The sequence below is a fragment of the Streptomyces sp. MK7 genome (assembly GCF_032658145.1).
Taxonomy (GTDB): Bacteria; Actinomycetota; Actinomycetes; order Streptomycetales; family Streptomycetaceae; genus Streptomyces; species Streptomyces spiralis.
The window spans coordinates 433461-452471 of the sequence record NZ_JAVACL010000002.1 but is presented as its reverse complement, the minus strand read 5'-3'; the positions used below and the strand labels follow the sequence as shown (position 1 = coordinate 452471).

Below are 19011 nucleotides of genomic sequence, written 5' to 3'. Positions count from 1 at the left end.
GACCGGCCGCCTCGGGCGGGTCGCTGCCGGTGGGGCGAGTCGGTCGACCAGGGGTGCATCGCGTGGTCCGGGACGACGGGGTCGCCGGGCCGGGGCGCGCGCTGGAGGTGGGTCGTCCGAGCCGACGCAGGCCGGAGGTGGTGTGGCGCGTCCGAGGGGGAGTGTGCCGTCCGAGGCGACCCGGGTCGCTGAGGAGGGTCCCCTTCCTTTCCGGCGTGGATCGGTCGCCTGAGAGGTGTCGCTCGGGAGCCCCGACGCCGACGGGCACGCCCGCGGCGCTGGGCCGGCGCGTCTTCCGAGAGGGGACCGGCGTCGGCATGGGCCTGTCAGGTTCACTCGTGTGAGTGACGCCGGGTTGTCGGGTCGGGGCGTGCCGTCGCGTTCGCCGGGGCCCGGCGTGTCCGGAACACCCGTACGTACTGGCATCCTTGAGCCGGGGGCAGCACGCGGAGCGGGCGCGCGCGGTTCGGCCCCCCGGCTCGATACCTTCTGTACGTTCCCCCGCGATTCCCCGTGACCGCCCGACGCCGAACCAGGAGCCCCGGCCGCGTGAGCCCCGTGAACAGCCGCGTACCGCACGGTCAGTCGACGCTGCGCACCGTGCAGGTGCTGGGCGGCGGCAACGCCGGCAGCAGCGTGCATGTGCGGTCGCTGACCGCGGGGCTGGTCGCGCGGGGCGTACGGGTCACGGTGTGCGCCCCCGCCGAGACCGATCGAGCCTACGGATTCACCGCGGTCGGCGCCGAGCACGTCCCCGTGCCGCGCAGCAGCGACCCGGTGTCCGTGGCCGCGCTGCGCACGGCCTGCGCGGGCGCCGACCTGGTGCACGCGCACGGGCTGCACGCCTCCTTCCGGGCGGCGCTCGCCCTCAGCGGCCGCCGCACCCCGCTCGTCGTCACCTGGCACAACCACGCCCGCGCCGAGGGCCCGCGCGGGCAGCTGCTGCGCGTGCTGGAGCGACGGGTGGTCAAGTCGGCCACCCTGGTCCTGGGCACCACCTCCGAGCTGGTGGACCGGGCCCGCCACCGGGGCGCGCGGGACGCCCGGCTCGCCGCGGTCGCCCTGCCCCGGCCGCGCACCGGCTACGAGCACCCCGAGCGCCCCCGCTCCAAGGTGCGGGCCGAACTCGGCGCCACCGGACGGCCGTTGCTGCTGTCCGTCGCCTCCCTGGACCCGCACCGCGGCCACGAGCTGCTGCTGGACGCCGCCCGCGCCTGGCGCCTGGCGGACCCCGTGCCGCTGGTCGTGATCGCGGGGGAGGGACCGCTGCGCGCCCTGCTGCAACGACGCATCGAGGACGAGCAGCTGCCGGTACGGCTCGTCGGCCGCCGCGACGACGTGGGCGAACTGCTCGCCGCCGCCGACGTGGCGCTGCTGCCCGGCAGCCAGGAGGCCCGCTCCGTGCTCGCGCAGGAGGCCCTGCACGCGCGCGTGCCGCTCGTCGCCGCGCGGACCGGCGGCATCGGCGAACTCGTGGGCGAGGCGGCCGAACTCGTGCCCCACCGGGACCCGGACGCGTTCGCCGCCGCCGTGCTGCGGCTGCTCGGAGACCCCGAACGCCGGCAGGCGCTACGGGACCTGGGCGCCCGGCAGGCGGCCACCTGGCCCACCGAGGACGAGACCGTCGCCCAAGTACTGAGCATCTACGACGAGTTGACCCAGCCCTAGGGGGTGTCTCGCCGATCGTGCCGGGCTCGCGGCGCCTGGCACGCCGTCCCCCACTGCCATAAGGGCGTGGGGGCCCCAGCGGCGTTGTCGGCGGTTGCCGGCTCCCCCCCCGGCTCGAACGAGCTCGCGCGGGGGCACCCCCATCGCGTGGACGGCCTCCTCCGCCTTCATCCGGACGCACCAGCCCCCGCTCACCCGGGTCGATCGGCGCCGCCGCTTACCCGCACCTTGATCCGCCGGACAGGCCTTGGCCGAGGCCGCTCGGCCGGAGGCTACTGAACGCCGGGAGGCGGCCGGGGAGCCGGGGAACGTGCGGAGACGTCAGGGAACGTGCCGGCGGGCGCGCAGGGCGAGGCTCAACGCCAGGACCGTCTGCGGGTCGTCGAGGTCGGTGCCCAGCAACTCCCCGATACGCGCGAGGCGGTTGTAGAGGGTCTGCCGGTTCAGGTGCAGCTCGCGGGCCGTCTCCGCCTTGCGGCCCGCGTGCGCCAGATACGTCTGAAGGGTGGGCAGCAGCGGCGGCTTGGAGCGCTGGTCGTGGTCCAGCAGCGGGCCGATCGCCCGGTCCACGAAGGCAGCCAGGTCCGGGTGGTCGCGCAACCGCCACAGCAGCAAGTCGATGTCGAGGCGGCGGGCGTCGTACCAGTCCCGCTCCGGCAGCCCCAGCGCCGCCGCCGCCGTCTCCGCCGCGTGCCTGAGACCCGCCGAGGCCGCCGCCCAGCCCCCCGCCACCCCGACGACCACCACCGGCGGCTGCCCGCCCGGCCGTCGCATCCCGGCCCGCTCCACCCCGGCCCGCAGCGCCCCGGCGACCCGGCCGGCGACCGCCGCCCGCTCCGCCTCCGAACGCAGCCCGACCAGCAGCGGCACCCGGCCCTCGACCGGCCGCACGCCCAGCAGCACCGGCACGCCCACCGCCGCCAGCTCCTCGGCGACCGCGCGCGCCAGCACCGCCCAGCCCCCGCCCGGGGCGAGGGCGTCGCCCAGCCGCATGACCACGGGCAGCAGCGGACTGCCGCCCGGCTTGAACCCGAGGACGCGGGCCTGCGCGGGCGCGTCCTCGGCGGTGACACGGCCCTCGGCGAGATCGGTGAGGAAGTCGCCGCGCCCGCGGGCCGCCAGCTCCTCCTCCTGACGGGCCTGCATCAGCACGACGGCCAGGATGCCCGCCGCCCGCTCGGCGGCCATGCGGTGCACCGGCGCGAGCGGTGAGCGGACCGGCAGCAGCACGAGCCGCGCGCGCACCGATCCCGAGCCGGGGCCGCCACCGGGCACGTCCACCAGGACCGAGCCGGCCGGGGGCGGGACGTCCTTGTGCTGGCCGCGCAGCCCCTCCCAGACCTGGAGCGGATCGGCTCCCTCGGGCCCGGAGCCGGCCGCGTACAGCAGCCGGCCCTCTGGGGTCTCCAGGAACACCGGGTTGTCGCCGAAGTCGGCCAGGATGCCGAGGACCTGCGGCACTCCGCCGCCGCCGAGCAGCGCCTCGGTGCAGCGGCGGTGCACCTCCTCGGCGCGCTGGAGCAGCGCGTAGTGGCCGTTGACGATCTCGGTGTGGATCTCCTCGGTGACCGTCACGAACGGCACCTCGCGGTGCAGCTGGACGAGCGGGAGCCCGGCGGTGCGTGCCGTCTCGACGAGGGCGGCGGGCAGGCGTGTGAAGCGCGGGCCCAGCTCGACGACCAGTGCCGCGATGCCGCGCTCGGCGAGGGTGCGGACGAACGCGCGCTGGTCGGCGGGGCGGGTGCCCAGGCCGTAGCCGGTGGTCAGCAGGAGCTCGCCGCCCTTGAGGAGGGAGGCGATGTTGGGGACCTCGCCGGCGTGCACCCAGCGGACGGTGCGGGTGAGGCGGTCGGCGCCGGCGAGGACCTCCGGGAGGCCGCTGCGCAGGCCGGGGAGGTCGAGGGCGCGCTGGACGGTGATGCCGGCGCCCTCGGTGTCGAGACTGCGGTCCATGTAAGCGGACGGTACCTGTGCCTGCGGCGCTGCGGGCAGGCACACCCGCAGCCACCTGGGTACCCAGTGCCGCGACAGGCGACGTTCGCCCCGTCGCGACGAACTTCGTCTGCCCCGGCACTAGCCTCCGTACGCGCCGCTCGCCGTCAGCCTCAGGGCCGTGTCGATCAGGGGGACGTGGCTGAAGGCCTGGGGGAAGTTGCCGACCTGGCGTTGCAGGCGCGGGTCCCACTCCTCGGCCAGGAGGCCCAGGTCGTTGCGGAGCGACAGCAGCTTCTCGAAGAGCTTGCGCGCCTCGTCGACGCGGCCGATCATCGCCAGGTCGTCGGCCATCCAGAAGGAGCAGGCGAGGAAGGCGCCCTCGTCGCCGGGGAGGCCGTCGACGCCGCGGTGCTCGCCGTCGGTGGGGTAGCGCAGGATGAAGCCGTCCGGCGTGGACAGCTCGCGCTGGATCGCCTCGATGGTGCCGATCACCCGCTTGTCGTCCGGCGGCAGGAAGCCCATCTGCGGGATGAGCAGCAGGGAGGCGTCCAGCTCGCGCGATCCGTAGGACTGCGTGAAGGTGTTGCGCTCCTTGTCGTAGCCCTTCTCGCACACGTCCCGGTGGATCTCGTCGCGCAGGTCCTTCCACCGCTCCAGCGGGCCGTCGACGTCGCCGGACTCCAGCAGCTTGATCGTGCGGTCCACGGCGACCCATGCCATGACCTTGGAGTGCACGAAGTGGCGGCGCGGCCCGCGCACCTCCCAGATGCCCTCGTCCGGCTCCTGCCAGTGCTTCTCCAGGTAGCGGATCAGCTTGAGCTGGAGCAGGGAGGCGTAGTCGTTGCGGGCCAGGCCGGTCATGTTGCCCAGGTGCAGGGCCTCGGTGACCTCGCCGTAGACGTCCAGCTGGAGCTGGTGCGCGGCGCCGTTGCCCACCCGGACCGGCGCGGAGTTCTCGTAGCCGGGGAGCCAGTCCAGTTCCGCCTCGCCGAGTTCACGCTCACCGGCGATGCCGTACATGATCTGCAGGTTGTCGGGGTCGCCGGCGACCGCCCGCAGCAGCCACTCGCGCCAGGCGCGCGCCTCCTCGCGGTAGCCGGTGCGCAGCAGTGAGGACAGGGTGATCGCCGCGTCCCGCAGCCAGGTGTAGCGGTAGTCCCAGTTGCGCACGCCGCCGATGTCCTCCGGAAGGGACGTGGTGGGTGCCGCGACGATGCCGCCGGTCGGGGCGTACGTCAGCGCCTTCAGCGTGATCAGGGAGCGGATCACGGCCTCGCGGTAGGGCCCGTGGTACGTGCAGTGCGCGACCCACTCGCGCCAGAAGTCCTCCGTCGCCTCCAGCGACTGCTCGGGCTCCGGCAGCGGCGGCGGCTCCTTGTGCGAGGGCTGCCAGGAGATCGTGAACGCGACCCGGTCACCGGGGGCGACGGTGAAGTCCGCGTAGGTGGTCAGAGACTCGCCGTAGGTCTCCACCTCCGTGTCGAACCACACGGAGTCCGGGCCGGCCACCGCCACCGTGCGGGACTCGTGCCGGTGCACCCACGGCACCACCCGGCCGTAGGAGAAGCGCATGCGCAGCGCCGAGCGCATCGGGACCCGGCCCGTGACGCCCTCGACGATGCGGATCAGCTGCGGGGCGCCGTCACGCGGGGGCATGAAATCGGTCACCCGGACCGTGCCGCGCGGGGTGTCCCACTCCGACTCCAGGATCAGCGAGTCGCCGCGGTAGCTGCGCCGGGCCGCCGCCGGCGGCTTCGCGTCGGCCTGGTGGGCGGGGCCGAGCCGCCAGAAGCCGTGCTCCTCGGTGCCCAGCAGACCGGCGAAGATGGCATGCGAGTCGAAGCGGGGCAGGCACAGCCAGTCGACCGTCCCGTCCCGGCAGACCAGGGCGGCGGTCTGCATGTCTCCGATGAGTGCGTAGTCTTCGATGCGCCCGGCCACGTGCAACTCCAGTCGAACGGCCACGTCACACCCCACGAAAGGGGCTGTCGCTAGTGCGGTCAAGGGGTGGTTGTAAAGCGTCGTCGAGCGGTGGAACGACCGCCGCTCGGCCCTGGGGGCAGAACGACAACCTTCGCTCAACGAACTGACGAGCTCTTGTTGTTCCGGTGTATACGGGCTGGGGTGTGCCGTGTTGCCGGCCGGGCTCGGCAGCGAGTGTCCGAGCAGGATACGACGCACGTACATGATCCGCGCGCCGCTCCCGGCAACCCGCATGCGCCGAACGGGTGAGCCACGGGTGAGGAAACTGTAAGCGGTGGGCGCCCGTGTCGGGGCGTGCACGGAGCGTGGCCGGAAGCCATCGCCCTCTGGCGCTGATACCCTGGTAGCCCGTGGACCGGTGGGCTCGAAACCCCCGAACCGCAGCGACGGCACCCCAGCCGGACAACCCGGGTTCCCCGGGCCGGACCGCCGTACCGCACGACAGACCGCGACCACGGGAGCCCCCTCTTGGCCATGCCGCCCACTGTTTTCCGGAACAGCACAGCCACGACGACCAAGCACATCTTCGTCACCGGGGGTGTCGCCTCCTCGCTCGGCAAGGGCCTCACCGCCTCCAGCCTGGGCATGCTGCTCAAGGCCCGTGGCCTGCGCGTCGTGATGCAGAAGCTCGACCCGTACCTGAACGTGGACCCGGGCACGATGAACCCCTTCCAGCACGGTGAGGTGTTCGTCACCAACGACGGTGCCGAGACCGACCTGGACATCGGACACTACGAGCGCTTCCTCGACCGTGACCTGGACGGCACCGCCAATGTCACTACAGGCCAGGTGTACTCCACGGTGATCGCCAAGGAGCGGCGCGGCGAGTACCTCGGTGACACGGTGCAGGTCATCCCGCACATCACCAACGAGATCAAGCACCGCATCCGGCGCATGGCCACCGACGAGGTGGACGTCGTCATCACCGAGGTCGGCGGCACGGTCGGCGACATCGAGTCGCTGCCGTTCCTGGAGACCGTCCGCCAGGTCCGCCACGAGGTCGGCCGGGACAACGTCTTCGTGGTGCACATCTCGCTCCTGCCCTACATCGGGCCGTCCGGCGAGCTGAAGACCAAGCCGACCCAGCACTCGGTCGCCGCCCTGCGCAACATCGGTATCCAGCCGGACGCCATCGTGCTGCGCTGCGACCGCGAGGTGCCCACCGCGATCAAGCGGAAGATCTCGCTGATGTGCGACGTCGACGAGGCCGCCGTCGTGGCCTGCCCCGACGCCCGCTCGATCTACGACATCCCGAAGGTCGTGCACTCCGAGGGCCTGGACGCGTACGTGGTGCGCAAGCTGGACCTGCCCTTCCGTGACGTGGACTGGACGACCTGGGACGACCTGCTGGACCGCGTCCACAACCCCGACCACGAGATCACCCTCGCGCTGGTCGGCAAGTACATCGACCTGCCCGACGCCTACCTGTCGGTGACCGAGGCGCTGCGCGCCGGCGGCTTCGCCAACAAGGCCCGGGTGAAGATCAAGTGGGTCACCTCCGACGACTGCAAGACCCCGGCCGGCGCCGAGGCGCAGCTCGGTGACGTCGACGGCATCTGCATCCCGGGCGGCTTCGGCGACCGCGGTGTGCTCGGCAAGGTCGGCGCCATCCGCTACGCCCGCGAGAACAAGATCCCGCTGCTGGGCCTGTGCCTGGGCCTGCAGTGCATCGTGATCGAGGCCGCGCGCAGCCTCGCCGACATCTCCGACGCCAACTCCACCGAGTTCGACCCGGCCACCGCCCACCCGGTGATCTCCACCATGGCCGAGCAGCTCGACATCGTCGCCGGTGAGGGCGACATGGGCGGCACCATGCGGCTCGGCATGTACCCGGCCAAGCTCGCCGAGGGCTCGATCGTGCGCGAGGTCTACGACGGCAAGGAGTACGTCGAGGAGCGCCACCGCCACCGCTACGAGGTGAACAACGCCTACCGCGCCGAGCTGGAGAAGAAGGCGGGCATCGTCTTCTCCGGCACCTCCCCGGACGGCAAGCTCGTCGAGTACGCGGAGTACCCGCGGGACGTCCACCCCTACCTGGTCGCCACCCAGGCGCACCCGGAGCTGCGCTCGCGCCCGACCCGCCCGCACCCGCTGTTCGCGGGCCTGGTGAAGGCCGCGGTCGAGCGGAAGAACTCGAAGTAGCACACCCGGTTGTACGGTTGCCGGGGTGCCCACCCCTCAAAGGCGGGCACCCCGGTTTTTGTGTACGTGAGTACGTGCGAGGTACGCGTGGGTATGCGTGGGGAAGGGCAGGGCATGACGATCAAGGACAGCCCCGAGGAGTGGGAGATCCGGGGGACGCGGACCCCGTTCACCGGCGCCAAGACCTCGGTCCGGACCGACGACGTGGTCATGCCGGACGGCTCCGTGGCCACGCGCGACTACCAGGTCCACCCCGGCTCGGTGGCCGTCCTCGCCCTGGACTCCGAGGACCGGGTCCTGGTCATCCGCCAGTACCGCCACCCCGTGCGGCAGCGGCTGTGGGAGATCCCGGCCGGCCTGCTCGACGTGCCCGGCGAGAACCCGCTGCACGCCGCCCGGCGCGAGCTGTACGAGGAGGCGCACGTCAAGGCCGAGGACTGGCGCGTGCTGACCGACGTGTACACCACTCCCGGCGGCTGCGACGAGGCCGTACGGATCTTCCTCGCCCGCGACCTGTCAGAGGCGGAGGGCGAGCGGTTCGCGGCCGAGCACGAGGAGACCGACATGGAGCTGGCCCGCGTGCCGGTCGCGGACCTGGTGCGTGGCGTGCTCGCGGGCGAGCTGCACAACAACTCCCTGGTCGTGGGCGTCCTGGCGCTGGTCGCGGTTCGGCAGGGCGACGGACTGGACGCGCTGCGCCCGGCGGAGGCGCCCTGGCCGGCCCGCCCCTTCGAGTCGTGACGCCGGCGCGCCGGCGCCTCGCGCGGGGCGCGCTCGTCCTGGCGGTGACGGCGGCGGCCGGCACGTGGGCGGTCACCGCCCTGAAGAGCCGGCAGGTGCACCTGGCGACGGTCCCGTCCCGCTCCGCGCTCGTCGGCACCTGGGAGGTGGAGGAGGGAGGGGGCCGGCTCCATCTCGACGCGGACGGCCGATTCCGGGCCACGGACGTGCCCGCCGGGATGGTCACCCCCGGCCCGTGGACCGACGGGACGAAGGACACCACCGGCACCTGGTCCCTGAGCACCGGCGGCGGCCTGGTGGCCCTGGCACCGGACGACGCGCGCGGCACGGAGCCGGACGGTGCCTCGGGTACGGAGCCGGACGACCTCGCTCTGGGCGTCGTGGAGACCAGGGGTGCCACGCATCTGTGCGTGGAGTCGCAGTCCCCGGGAGTGCTGTGCGACCTGCTGCTGCGCCGGGCCCCCGAATGAGCCGTACGGGCCCGGACGAGCCGTACGGGCCCGGCGCACAGCGTGTCGCCGTCCGGTGTGACCATCGCCTGATCCGATCGGGCGATGCGGTCGCCGTGCCCGCCGTGCTCCTCCCGGAACGTCGCAGAGCGTGAACTAGGCTCTTCAATGGCCCGTACCGGAGTCCCGGCGGGCTTGCGCGTTGCGGTGGGACGGAGTGTGGCCCGTGACGGACGAGGCGGTGGACGCAGGCGGCATGAACCTGTCGGGAGACGACCGGGCGTCGGCGACCATGACACGCCTCTTCCTGGGCCGCACACGGGAGTTGAAGGAGCTGCGCGCCGACATCGAGCGGGCCGGCCTCGACACCATCTCCGGCCGGAAGGCCCCCCGCGCGCGCGTGCTCCTCATCGCCGGCCGGCCCGGCTCCGGCCGTACGGCGCTCGCCGAGAAGCTGGTCCGGCAGGTCGCCCACCGTTACCCCGACGGTCTGCTGCGCGCCCGGCTCACCGAGCCCGGCGGCACGCCGGTGCCGGTCGAGCGCGCCGCCCGCGACCTGCTCACCGCGCTCGGCCTGCCCACCCCGCCCGGTGCCGCCGAGGACGACCTGGCGAAGTCCCTGCGGGACGCCCTCGCCGAGCGCCGCGTCCTGCTCCTGCTCGACGACGCGGCCGGCGCCGACCAGGTCGACGCGCTGCTGCCCGACAACGCCGACTGCCTGCTCGTCGCGGTCGCCCGGGGTCCGCTCACCGGCATCGCCGACGTCCGCCCCTGCACCCTGGGCGGACTGGACACCAAGTCCGGGGTGGAGCTGCTGGGCCACACCGTCGACCCGGTGCGCATCACCGTCGACCCGCGCGCCGCCGAGCATCTGGTCGAGGTGTGCCAGGGCCATCCGGCCGCGCTCGCCCTGGCCGGCGGCTGGCTCGCCGCGCGCCCCAAGGCGGCCGTCTCCGACCTCGCCAAGCAGTTGCACGCCGACCCGGAGGAGGGCGACCCGCTCGGCCGCGTCCTGCGGCTCGTGCACGCCGCTCTGCCCGGCTCCGCCGCCCGGATGCTGCGCCTGCTCGCCCTCGCCCCGGCCGGGGACATCGACCCGCACACCGCCTCCGCGCTCGCCGGCTGCTCGCTCGACGGGGCCCGTGAGCTGCTCGACGACTTCGCCGCCCTCGGCCTGGTGCGGACCGCCCCCGCACCGCTGCCGCGCTACGAGGTGCCCGGCTGTCTGCATCCGCTGCTGAAGTCCCTCTCCGACCGTCACGACCGGCCCGCCGAGCTGCAGCTGGCCCGGGCCCGGATGCTGGAGCGGACCGTGCGGCTGCTGCAGTCCTGCCGCGCGATCACCGAGACCGACAGCCCCGAGACCCGCGAGCGGCTCAAGAGCCTGCCGCCCGCGCTGCGCTTCGCCACCCCGAGGGCCGCCGAGGACTGGCTGCTCGCCCGCCGGCCCGCGCTGCTCGCCGCCGCCCGCCTCGCGGTCGCCGACGGTGAGCTCGACACCCTGGCCCGCCGCCTGATGTCGCAGCTGGTGCGGGCCATGGTCGCCCACCTGGGCACCCAGGCGGCCGCCGGTGACCTGTACGGCATCCACCGCCTGGTCCTGGACGTGGCCGAGCGGCAGAACCTGCCCCGGGAGCAGGCCGCCGCCCTGCTGAACCTCGCCGACCTGGACGCCCGCACCGGCCGTACGGCCCAGGCGCTGGCCCGCTACCGGGCCGCGCTGGACGCCGGACGCGCGGCGGACGACCCGTACGCGACCGGCCGCGCGATGGAATCCGTAGGCAGCGCCCACCAGGAGCTCGGCGACCACGACCGGGCGGCCGACTGGTACGGCCGGGCCCTCGCCCAGCGGCTGGCGCGCGGCGAACACGCGGACGCCGCCCGGCTGTACGGCCGGATCGCCACCGCGCACACCTACGCGGGCCGCTACGGCGAGGCGCTGCGCAACTGGCGGGCCGCCGTCGCCGCGCACCGCAGGACCGGCGATGTCGCGGCCCACGCCCGGGCCTTGAGCGAGCTGGCCCGCGTTCAGGAGTACGCGGGCCGGCCCGAGGAGTGCCTGCGCACCTGCCACGAGGCCGTCGAGTGGGCCCGCCGCGCCGGGGACGTGCGACTCCAGGCCGCGCTCCAACTGCGGCTCGCCGACACACTGGAGCGGCTCGGCGACCCGGCCGCCGCGGCACTGCATCGCGGCGCGGCCGAGCGCATGCTCGCCGGCGAGATCCGGCCGGACGGCGGGCCCCCGGCGGGCGACGAGCCGGACGACACGGACGACACGGACGACACGGACGACACACCACGGGAACACGCTGCTGATGCCTGCGAAATCCGCAGCACATCCGCTGAAGATTGATGCAATGAAAGGCTAGACAGCGCGAACGCCTTCATTAAACTGGCTCTGCCGCTCGTTCTCCTGCGGTGTCTCCTGGTATGCCCCCGCATGCCGGGGTACGTCACTATTGCCCCACATTCCCTGAGCCAAGGACCGTGATCGACGTGAAGGTCGGCATCCCCCGCGAGGTCAAGAACAACGAGTTCCGGGTGGCCATCACCCCCGCCGGCGTGCACGAGCTGGTGCGCAACGGCCACCAGGTCGTCGTCGAGCGGAACGCCGGCGTCGGCTCCTCGATCCCGAACGAGGAGTACGTGGCGGCCGGCGCCCAGATCCTGGACACGGCCGACGAGGTCTGGGCCACCGCCGACCTGCTGCTGAAGGTCAAGGAGCCCATCGCCGAGGAGTACCACCGCCTCCGCAAGGACCAGATCCTCTTCACCTATCTGCATCTGGCCGCTTCCAAGGAGTGCACGGACGCCCTCCTGGAGTCCGGCACCACGGCGATCGCCTACGAGACCGTCGAGCTCCCGGGCCGCGCGCTGCCGCTGCTCGCCCCGATGTCCGAGGTCGCGGGCCGGCTGGCCCCGCAGGTCGGCGCCTACCACCTGATGGCCAAGAACGGCGGCCGCGGTGTGCTGCCCGGCGGTGTCCCGGGCGTGCCGGCCGGCAAGGCCGTCATCATCGGCGGCGGCGTCTCCGGCTGGAACGCCGCGCAGATCGCCATCGGCCTGGGCTTCCACGTGACCCTGCTCGACAAGGACATCAACAAACTCAAGGAGGCCGACAAGATCTTCGGTACGAAGATCCAGACCGTCGTCTCCAACGCCTTCGAGCTGGAGAAGGCCTGCCTGGACGCCGACCTCGTCATCGGTGCGGTCCTCATCCCGGGCGCCAAGGCCCCCAAGCTGGTCACCAACGAGCTGGTGTCCCGGATGAAGGCGGGAAGTGTCCTTGTCGACATCGCGATCGACCAGGGCGGCTGCTTCGAGGACTCCCACCCGACCACGCACGCCGAGCCGACCTTCCGGATCCACAACTCGGTCTTCTACTGCGTGGCGAACATGCCCGGCGCGGTGCCCAACACCTCCACCTACGCGCTGACCAACGCCACGCTGCCGTACATCGTCTCGCTGGCCAACAACGGCTGGGTGGAGGCGCTGCGCCGCGACGCCGCGCTGGCCAAGGGCCTCAACACCCATGACGGCAAGGTGGTTTACAGGGAGGTCGCCGAGGCGCACGGCCTGGAGCACGTCGAGCTGGAGACCCTGCTCGGCTGAGCCCGCGGCCGAGCGGTCGTCAAGTCACTTTGGAGTAAAAGGCGATACGTCAACACGTGTCGTCAACGCCACGCAACCGGCCGGACCTTGCCCCACAAGGTCCGGCCGGATGTGTGTATGGTCACTTCGCCGCACTCGGTCAACTCGCCTCGAAAGCAACCGTTCGACCGATTCACGCACCGGTGAAACCTGCCGTGCGACGGTCGTACGCCCTTGACAGAGGGATGTTTCATTGCCGACACATCAGGCCGGGTCCGGCTGATTGTGTTGCTGCGGACCGCCGACACGCCATAGAGTCGCCAACCGTCGGCATGGTGCCACGCTGACCTGTCTAGAAGTTTCCTGGTCACCAAGGAGGTAAGACGACTTGTGAATGAGTCGACATTTTCTCCCGGGGGTGGTCAACCAGGAATGCCTGCACGGGGCCAGGGCCCCGCGGGGCTCGAGGCTGTCGGCTCCGTTGCTGTGCGCACCTTCGCAGCCCACCAGGGTCACCGGATGCAAGGGGTGACCCAGCCAGCACACCAGAGCATGGATGGCCATCACGTGAACGCCATGGCCGGCGACGGAAGTGGCGCGCCCCACAACCACTTCGCCGACTACGACGAACTGCCCGAGGGGCACTTCTACGACCCCGACGCCGAGTACGAGCCCGACCCCGAGTACGCGGCCACGCTCGCGCCCGACGCGGCCCGCCAGCGCCGCGAGCGCATCGGCCCGACCGGACGCCCGCTGCCGTACTTCCCCATCCCGGGCCCGCTGACCGACCACGGCCCCGCGAAGATCATCGCGATGTGCAACCAGAAGGGCGGCGTCGGCAAGACGACGTCGACCATCAACCTGGGTGCCGCGCTCGCGGAGTACGGCCGGCGCGTGCTGCTCGTGGACTTCGACCCGCAGGGCGCGCTGTCGGTGGGTCTCGGCGTCAACCCCATGGAGCTCGACCTCACCGTCTACAACCTGCTCATGGAGCGGGGCATGTCGGCGGACGAGGTCCTGCTGAAGACGGCGGTCCCCAACATGGACCTGCTGCCCAGCAACATCGACCTGTCGGCCGCCGAGGTCCAGCTGGTGAGCGAGGTCGCGCGCGAGTCGACGCTGCAGCGCGCGCTCAAGCCGCTGATGGACGACTACGACTACATCGTCATCGACTGCCAGCCCTCGCTCGGCCTGCTCACCGTCAACGCCCTCACGGCCGCGCACAAGGTGATCGTGCCGCTGGAGTGCGAGTTCTTCGCCCTGCGCGGTGTCGCGCTGCTGACCGAGACCATCGAGAAGGTCCAGGAGCGCCTCAACCCGGACCTGGAGCTCGACGGCATCCTCGCCACGATGTACGACTCGCGCACCGTGCACAGCCGCGAGGTGCTGGCGCGGGTCGTCGAGGCGTTCGACGACCACGTGTACCACACGGTCATCGGGCGCACGGTCCGCTTCCCGGAGACCACGGTCGCCGGTGAGCCCATCACCACGTACGCCTCCAACTCCGTCGGGGCCGCCGCCTACCGCCAGCTCGCCAGGGAGGTGCTCGCCCGGTGTCACGCCGAGTGAGTCTGCCGGGGGCCGACGAACTTTTCCGTACGACAGGGGGGACGGCGCTCCAGGCGTCCACTCCCCGGCGCCAGCCGGGCGGCGAGGCCAGGGTGCCCGCCCCCTCGGGGGAGAGCGACCCGGCGGCAGCGGCGGCCGAGGACGCACCGCAGTCGGTGCCCGCACAGGGCGGTGACGGCGCGGGCGCGGAGCACGTGGCGGCCGACGCCGAGCCGGCCGAGGCCGGAGAGTCCCGCAGCCGGGGCGCGGCGGGCCCGGCTGCGGAGCGCTCCACGCGGCGCCAGGCCGCGCAGGACGCCTCCGCCGCGAACGGTGCCGCGCAGCCGCGCAAGCGCGGCCGGGCCGCGTCACGCCGGCCCAGCGGCCGGGAACGGCACGACGAGAAGATCACGGTGTACGTGTCCGCCGAGGAACTGATGGACCTGGAGCACGCCCGCCTGGTGCTCCGGGGCGAGCACGGCCTCGCCGTCGACCGCGGCCGGATCGTCCGGGAGGCGGTGGCGGTCGTCCTCGCCGACCTGGAGACCCGCGGGGACGCCAGCATCCTCGTGCGCCGGCTGCGCGGGCGGTAGCGGTAGCCTGCGGGGGCCATGACCTCCAACGACGTACCCGCTCCCGGCGCAAACGCCGGCCGTCGGCGTGCGTTGGGGCAGGGGCCGGGGGCGCCGCGACCGGCTCCGCCGGCCGAGCCGGTCGTCTCGCCTCCCGCGGAGATCCTGGAACCCGAGCCCCTGGCCGAGATTCCCGCCGCACCGGAGGTTCTGGAGAAGACACCACCGGAGGTCCCGGAGGAGAACGGTTCCTCCGACGGCGTCTTCAAGGTGCGGCTCACCAACTTCGAGGGTCCCTTCGATCTGCTCCTCCAGTTGATCTCCAAGCACAAGCTGGACGTCACCGAGGTGGCGCTTTCCAAGGTCACCGACGAGTTCATGGCGCACATCCGGGCCATGGGGCCGGACTGGGATCTGGACCAGACCACCGAGTTCCTGGTGGTGGCGGCGACGCTGCTGGACCTGAAGGCGGCCCGGCTGCTGCCCGCCGCCGAGGTGGAGGACGAGGCCGACCTGGCGCTGCTGGAGGCCCGGGACCTGCTGTTCGCGCGGCTGCTGCAGTACCGCGCGTACAAACAGATCGCGGAGATCTTCAACGAGCGCATCGACGAGGAGGCCCGGCGATACCCCCGTACCGTCGGGCTGGAGCCCGAGCACGCCGAGCTGCTGCCCGAGGTGGTCATCAGCATCGGACCCGAGGGCTTCGCCAGGCTCGCGGTCAAGGCGATGCAGCCCAAGCCCAAGCCGCAGGTGTACGTCGACCACATCCACGCCCCGCTGGTCAGCGTGCGGGAGCAGGCCGGGATCGTGATCGCGCGGCTGAAGGAGCTGGGCGAGGCCAGCTTCCGGGTGCTGGTGGAGGACACCGACGACACCCTCACGGTCGTGGCCCGCTTCCTCGCGCTGCTGGAGCTGTACCGGGAGAAGGCCGTCGCCCTGGAGCAGGAGGCCGCGCTCGGCGAGCTGATGGTGCGCTGGACCGGCGGGAGCGAGGACGCGGCACCGATGGTCACCGACGAGTTCGACCGGCCGCCCGAGGAGACCGAGGAGGAGAGGAAGCCGTGAGCGAGGACACCACCGAGGTTCCGGCCGGGCTGGGCACCGTCGCCGGCCTGGACCTCAAGCCCGCCCTGGAGGCCGTCCTCATGGTCGTGGACGAACCCGCCACCGAGGACCATCTGGCCAAGATCCTCGAACGGCCGAAGCGGCAGATCGCGGACGCGCTGCGCGAGCTGGCCGACGAGTACACCGTGCAGGGACGCGGCTTCGAACTGCGGTTCGTCGCGGGCGGCTGGCGCTTCTACACCCGAGCCGCGTACGCGCCCGCCGTCGAGCGGCTGGTCCTGGACGGCCAGACCGCCCGCCTCACCCAGGCCGCGCTGGAGACCCTGGCGGTCGTCGCCTACCGCCAGCCGGTGAGCCGCAGCCGGGTCTCTGCCGTGCGCGGAGTGAACTGCGACGGCGTGATGCGCACCCTGCTGCAGCGCGGGCTGGTCGAGGAGGCGGGCACGGAACCCGAAACAGGTGCGATCCTGTACAGGACGACGAACTACTTCCTGGAGCGGATGGGCCTGCGCGGTCTGGACGAGCTCCCGGAGCTCGCGCCCTTCCTCCCGGAGGCGGACGCGATCGAGGCCGAGACCCAGGAAGGCGTGCCGTCGTTCGACCCGGACGCCCCGGACCCGGACGACGGTCCCGGGACGCGTACGACCGACACGACGACGACCTACACGACGACTGACACGACGACGACGGAACTTTGATGCGAAGCAGCGGCAGCGGCAAGAGCGGCGGGCGCGGTAACTACCGCGGTGCCGGCAACGACAGGGACCAGAAGCAGGGGCAGGGCCGCCCCCGCAAGCCCCGCCCCGAGGAGCGCCGCTACGACGTCGGCCCCGGCGCCACCAAGGACGGCCCGAAGTCGGGGCGCGGCGGCACGGCCCGCGGCGGCGCCAAGGGCGGGCCCAAGCAGGCCCAGCCCCGAGGCGGCCGTACGGCTCCCGCGCGCTCCCGCGAGTACGAGGCGCGCGCCGAGGAGCGCAACCGCGAGCGGTACGCCGGCAAGAAGGACATCAAGCTGCCCAAGACCTTCCCGGGCGCCGAGCAGGAGGGCGAGCGGCTGCAGAAGGTCCTCGCGCGCGCCGGCTACGGCTCGCGGCGGGCCTGCGAGGAGCTGATCGAGCAGGCGCGGGTCGAGGTCAACGGCGAGATCGTCCTGGAGCAGGGCCGTCGCGTCGACCCGGAGAAGGACGAGGTCAAGGTCGACGGCCTGACGGTCGCCACGCAGTCGTACCAGTTCTTCTCGCTGAACAAGCCCGCCGGCGTCGTCTCCACGATGGAGGACCCGGAGGGCCGGCAGTGCCTCGGCGACTACGTCACCAACCGCGAGACGCGGCTCTTCCACGTCGGCCGGCTCGACACCGAGACCGAGGGCGTCATCCTGCTCACCAACCACGGCGAGCTGGCGCACCGTCTGACCCACCCCAGGTACGGCGTGAAGAAGACCTACCTCGCCGCCATCGTCGGCCCGATCCCGCGCGACCTGGGCAAGCGCCTGAAGGACGGCATCCAGCTGGAGGACGGCTACGCCCGCGCGGACCACTTCCGGGTCGTCGAGCAGACCGGCAAGAACTACCTGGTCGAGGTCACCCTCCACGAGGGCCGCAAGCACATCGTCCGCCGCATGCTCGCGGAGGCCGGCTTCCCGGTCGACAAGCTGGTCCGCACCGCCTTCGGCCCCATCACCCTCGGCGACCAGAAGTCCGGCTGGCTCCGCCGCCTGTCCAACACCGAGGTCGGCATGCTGATGAAGGAGGTCGACCTCTAGGAGGCCGCCTGCGCCTGAGGCGACTGCGACTCGATCGCCTGCCTGACGGGCGCCGCGCTCGGGGCCCTCCGGGACGGCTGACCGAGCCGCCGCCCTACACGTTGCGGGCGGTGCTCACCGGCGTCCTCGGGAGGGCCGAGGCGCGGCGGACACGGATGAGGAAGTCCTCGACGCGCCGGTGGTCCGGTTCCTCGGGGAGGGGGGTGCCGTGGCCGGCCTGTTCGGTCTCGGTGGCCAGGCGGGCGATCCAGGAGTCCACCTCGGACCAGGAGACCTCGCCGCGCTTCACCGCCAGCAGGGGTTCCCGCTGGTCGCCGACGTCGAGGGTCAGTTCGCCGGTGCGCAGCAGGTCGCGGGCGCTCGTCAGGAGGCGGAGCAGGTGCATGGCGTGCTTCCAGCGCGGGGCGCCGTGGGTGCGCAGGTCGGCGTCGAGCTTGCGGCGCTGGCCGAGGGCGTAGCCGGTGAAGGTGGCGTGGACCCGGCGGGAGAGGAACGCCTGGCGCAGGGCGAGGAGTTCGCGGCCGGTGTCGTCGGTGTGCTCCACGAGCGGGGAGTGCAGGCACTCCAGGATGTTCGGGTTCCCGCGCAGCGCCAGTTCGCAGAAGCGTTCCAGCTCCCAGCTGAACTGCTCGGGAAGGGGTCCGTCCACATGCGTCGGCGGCTTGTCGAACCGCCAGAAGAGCCCGGTGGGGGCGACGAAGACGCCCCGGCGGTCCGTGTCGCTGCAATCCGTCGCCAGCCCGAAGGCCCGCGAGCCCATGACACAGGCGAAGATCGTGTGATCGCGTACCAGGCGGTGGCCGGGGTCCTCGGGCTGCATGCCCGGGAGCGTACGCGGAACCTCACGTCAGACGGATCGAATTTCCCTGCACCTCGATCTTCCGGGCGGCCAGCGGCCGGGTCGCCGGGCCGCCGGCCACCGAGCCGTCGGTGATGCGGAATCGGCTGCCGTGGCAGGGGCAGTCGATGGTGCCCTCCGCGACCTTGGCGACCGTGCAGCCCTGGTGGGTGCAGACCGCCGAGAAGGCCTTGAACTGGCCCTTCACCGGCTGTGTGACCACCACCTTCTGCTCCGCGAAGACCTTGCCGCCGCCCTCCGGGATGTCACTGGTCCTCGACAGGTCCTGCGCCACTTCGGAGGCGCTGAGGGAGGCGTCGGCCTCGGAGCGGGAGGAAGGGGACGCCTCGGCCTGGGCGGGGGGAGTGGTCTCGGCCGCCGGGGACGTGTCCGTGGAGTTCTCGGTTCCGCTGCCCGTGGTGCCGCACCCCGTCGCCGCGAGTGCCGCCGCACCCGTGGCGAGAACCGTGCGCCGCGTCGAGCCGTGGGTCATGGGATCACTCCGGGGGTCGCCGAGGAAGGGGAAGGGGAAGGGAAGGGGGAGAGCTCCGGGGCGGAGCAAGCAAGAGCATCTTCGCATCGAAGAGCGTCAAGACGAAGCAAATCGGGAGTGAGTGGCGCAAATGGTGTTTTCGGCGCGCACTCGTCATCGCTGATTCCCCTGTCCTTCGCCTGCCCGTCTCAGTGAGCGAGCGGTCGCACGCCCCTCGCACGCGC

Annotated in this window: 15 protein-coding genes; 11 read left to right on the top strand and 4 right to left on the bottom strand. The window is 72.5% G+C overall.

Annotation, left to right across the window (positions count from 1 at the left end; translation table 11 throughout):
* Positions 1-549 precede the first annotated feature (549 nt).
* On the top strand, positions 550-1668 hold the full coding sequence (locus tag R2S09_RS04765; protein ID WP_316739927.1) for a glycosyltransferase family 4 protein: 1119 nt from the start codon (positions 550-552) through the stop codon (positions 1666-1668).
* A gap of 321 nt (positions 1669-1989) precedes the next feature.
* Here R2S09_RS04765 and R2S09_RS04760 read toward each other — a convergent pair whose 3' ends face one another.
* Both R2S09_RS04760 and R2S09_RS04755 read right to left on the bottom strand, forming a co-directional pair.
* Complete coding sequence (locus R2S09_RS04760) at positions 1990-3621, bottom strand: PucR family transcriptional regulator (RefSeq protein ID WP_306190866.1); 1632 nt, start codon at positions 3619-3621, stop codon at positions 1990-1992.
* Between the two features lie 120 nt (positions 3622-3741).
* Positions 3742-5544, bottom strand: coding sequence for a glycoside hydrolase family 15 protein (locus tag R2S09_RS04755; protein WP_306190871.1), 1803 nt, complete (start codon positions 5542-5544; stop codon positions 3742-3744).
* Between the two features lie 516 nt (positions 5545-6060).
* Here R2S09_RS04755 and R2S09_RS04750 point away from each other — a divergent pair.
* The 10 genes from R2S09_RS04750 to R2S09_RS04705 all read left to right on the top strand — a co-directional run bounded on the left by R2S09_RS04750 (position 6061) and on the right by R2S09_RS04705 (position 17456).
* A complete protein-coding gene (locus R2S09_RS04750) occupies positions 6061-7728 on the top strand; it encodes a CTP synthase (protein WP_316739926.1) in 1668 nt (555 codons plus the stop codon).
* A 114-nt stretch (positions 7729-7842) separates the two neighbouring features.
* Positions 7843-8469, top strand: coding sequence for an NUDIX hydrolase (locus R2S09_RS04745; RefSeq protein ID WP_306190864.1), 627 nt, complete (start codon positions 7843-7845; stop codon positions 8467-8469).
* The gene (locus R2S09_RS04740) at positions 8466-8939 is read left to right on the top strand and encodes a hypothetical protein (protein ID WP_306190863.1); all 474 of its coding nucleotides are present in this window, start codon (positions 8466-8468) and stop codon (positions 8937-8939) included. Before R2S09_RS04745 ends, R2S09_RS04740 begins: the two co-directional genes overlap by 4 nt.
* A 205-nt stretch (positions 8940-9144) precedes the next feature.
* Positions 9145-11271: a tetratricopeptide repeat protein gene (locus R2S09_RS04735; RefSeq protein ID WP_316739925.1), complete on the top strand. Its 2127-nt coding sequence runs from the start codon at positions 9145-9147 to the stop codon at positions 11269-11271.
* 134 nt (positions 11272-11405) lie between these two features.
* Positions 11406-12530, top strand: coding sequence for an alanine dehydrogenase (gene ald / locus R2S09_RS04730; protein ID WP_306190861.1), 1125 nt, complete (start codon positions 11406-11408; stop codon positions 12528-12530).
* 411 nt (positions 12531-12941) lie between these two features.
* A complete protein-coding gene (locus tag R2S09_RS04725; protein WP_078917385.1) occupies positions 12942-14078 on the top strand; it encodes a ParA family protein in 1137 nt (378 codons plus the stop codon).
* The gene (locus tag R2S09_RS04720) at positions 14063-14650 is read left to right on the top strand and encodes a hypothetical protein (RefSeq protein WP_316739924.1); all 588 of its coding nucleotides are present in this window, start codon (positions 14063-14065) and stop codon (positions 14648-14650) included. The genes R2S09_RS04725 and R2S09_RS04720 overlap by 16 nt, the downstream gene beginning before the upstream one ends.
* 18 nt (positions 14651-14668) lie before the next feature.
* Positions 14669-15694, top strand: a complete 1026-nt coding sequence (locus R2S09_RS04715; protein ID WP_316739923.1) for a segregation/condensation protein A — start codon at positions 14669-14671, stop codon at positions 15692-15694.
* Positions 15691-16392 carry an SMC-Scp complex subunit ScpB gene (gene scpB / locus R2S09_RS04710; RefSeq protein WP_306190858.1) on the top strand — a complete coding sequence of 234 codons (702 nt, stop codon included), beginning with the start codon at positions 15691-15693 and terminating at the stop codon, positions 16390-16392. The genes R2S09_RS04715 and scpB overlap by 4 nt, the downstream gene beginning before the upstream one ends.
* Positions 16392-17456 (top strand): pseudouridine synthase, encoded by a 1065-nt coding sequence (locus R2S09_RS04705; RefSeq protein ID WP_306190857.1) that lies wholly within the window; start codon positions 16392-16394, stop codon positions 17454-17456. Before scpB ends, R2S09_RS04705 begins: the two co-directional genes overlap by 1 nt.
* 94 nt (positions 17457-17550) lie before the next feature.
* Here the strand turns inward: R2S09_RS04705 and R2S09_RS04700 are convergent, their stop codons facing one another.
* Both R2S09_RS04700 and R2S09_RS04695 read right to left on the bottom strand, forming a co-directional pair.
* Entirely contained in the window at positions 17551-18276 is a 726-nt protein-coding gene (locus R2S09_RS04700; protein ID WP_316739922.1) for a DNA polymerase beta superfamily protein, read from the bottom strand.
* Positions 18277-18298: 22 nt separating this feature from the next.
* The gene (locus R2S09_RS04695) at positions 18299-18787 is read right to left on the bottom strand and encodes a Rieske (2Fe-2S) protein (protein ID WP_316739921.1); all 489 of its coding nucleotides are present in this window, start codon (positions 18785-18787) and stop codon (positions 18299-18301) included.
* Between the last annotated feature and the right edge of the window lie 224 nt (positions 18788-19011).

What these genes read in the sequence shown, in the direction of transcription:
- R2S09_RS04750 (WP_316739926.1), top strand. Translation starts at nt 6,061, where the DNA reads ATGCCGCCCACTGTTTTCCGGAACAGCACAGCCACGACGACCAAGCAC.
- R2S09_RS04705 (WP_306190857.1), top strand. Translation starts at nt 16,392, where the DNA reads ATGCGAAGCAGCGGCAGCGGCAAGAGCGGCGGGCGCGGTAACTACCGC.
- R2S09_RS04760 (WP_306190866.1), bottom strand. Translation starts at nt 3,621, where the DNA reads ATGGACCGCAGTCTCGACACCGAGGGCGCCGGCATCACCGTCCAGCGC.
- R2S09_RS04725 (WP_078917385.1), top strand. Translation starts at nt 12,942, where the DNA reads ATGCCTGCACGGGGCCAGGGCCCCGCGGGGCTCGAGGCTGTCGGCTCC.
- R2S09_RS04745 (WP_306190864.1), top strand. Translation starts at nt 7,843, where the DNA reads ATGACGATCAAGGACAGCCCCGAGGAGTGGGAGATCCGGGGGACGCGG.
- R2S09_RS04700 (WP_316739922.1), bottom strand. Translation starts at nt 18,276, where the DNA reads ATGCAGCCCGAGGACCCCGGCCACCGCCTGGTACGCGATCACACGATC.
- R2S09_RS04715 (WP_316739923.1), top strand. Translation starts at nt 14,669, where the DNA reads ATGACCTCCAACGACGTACCCGCTCCCGGCGCAAACGCCGGCCGTCGG.
- R2S09_RS04695 (WP_316739921.1), bottom strand. Translation starts at nt 18,787, where the DNA reads ATGACCCACGGCTCGACGCGGCGCACGGTTCTCGCCACGGGTGCGGCG.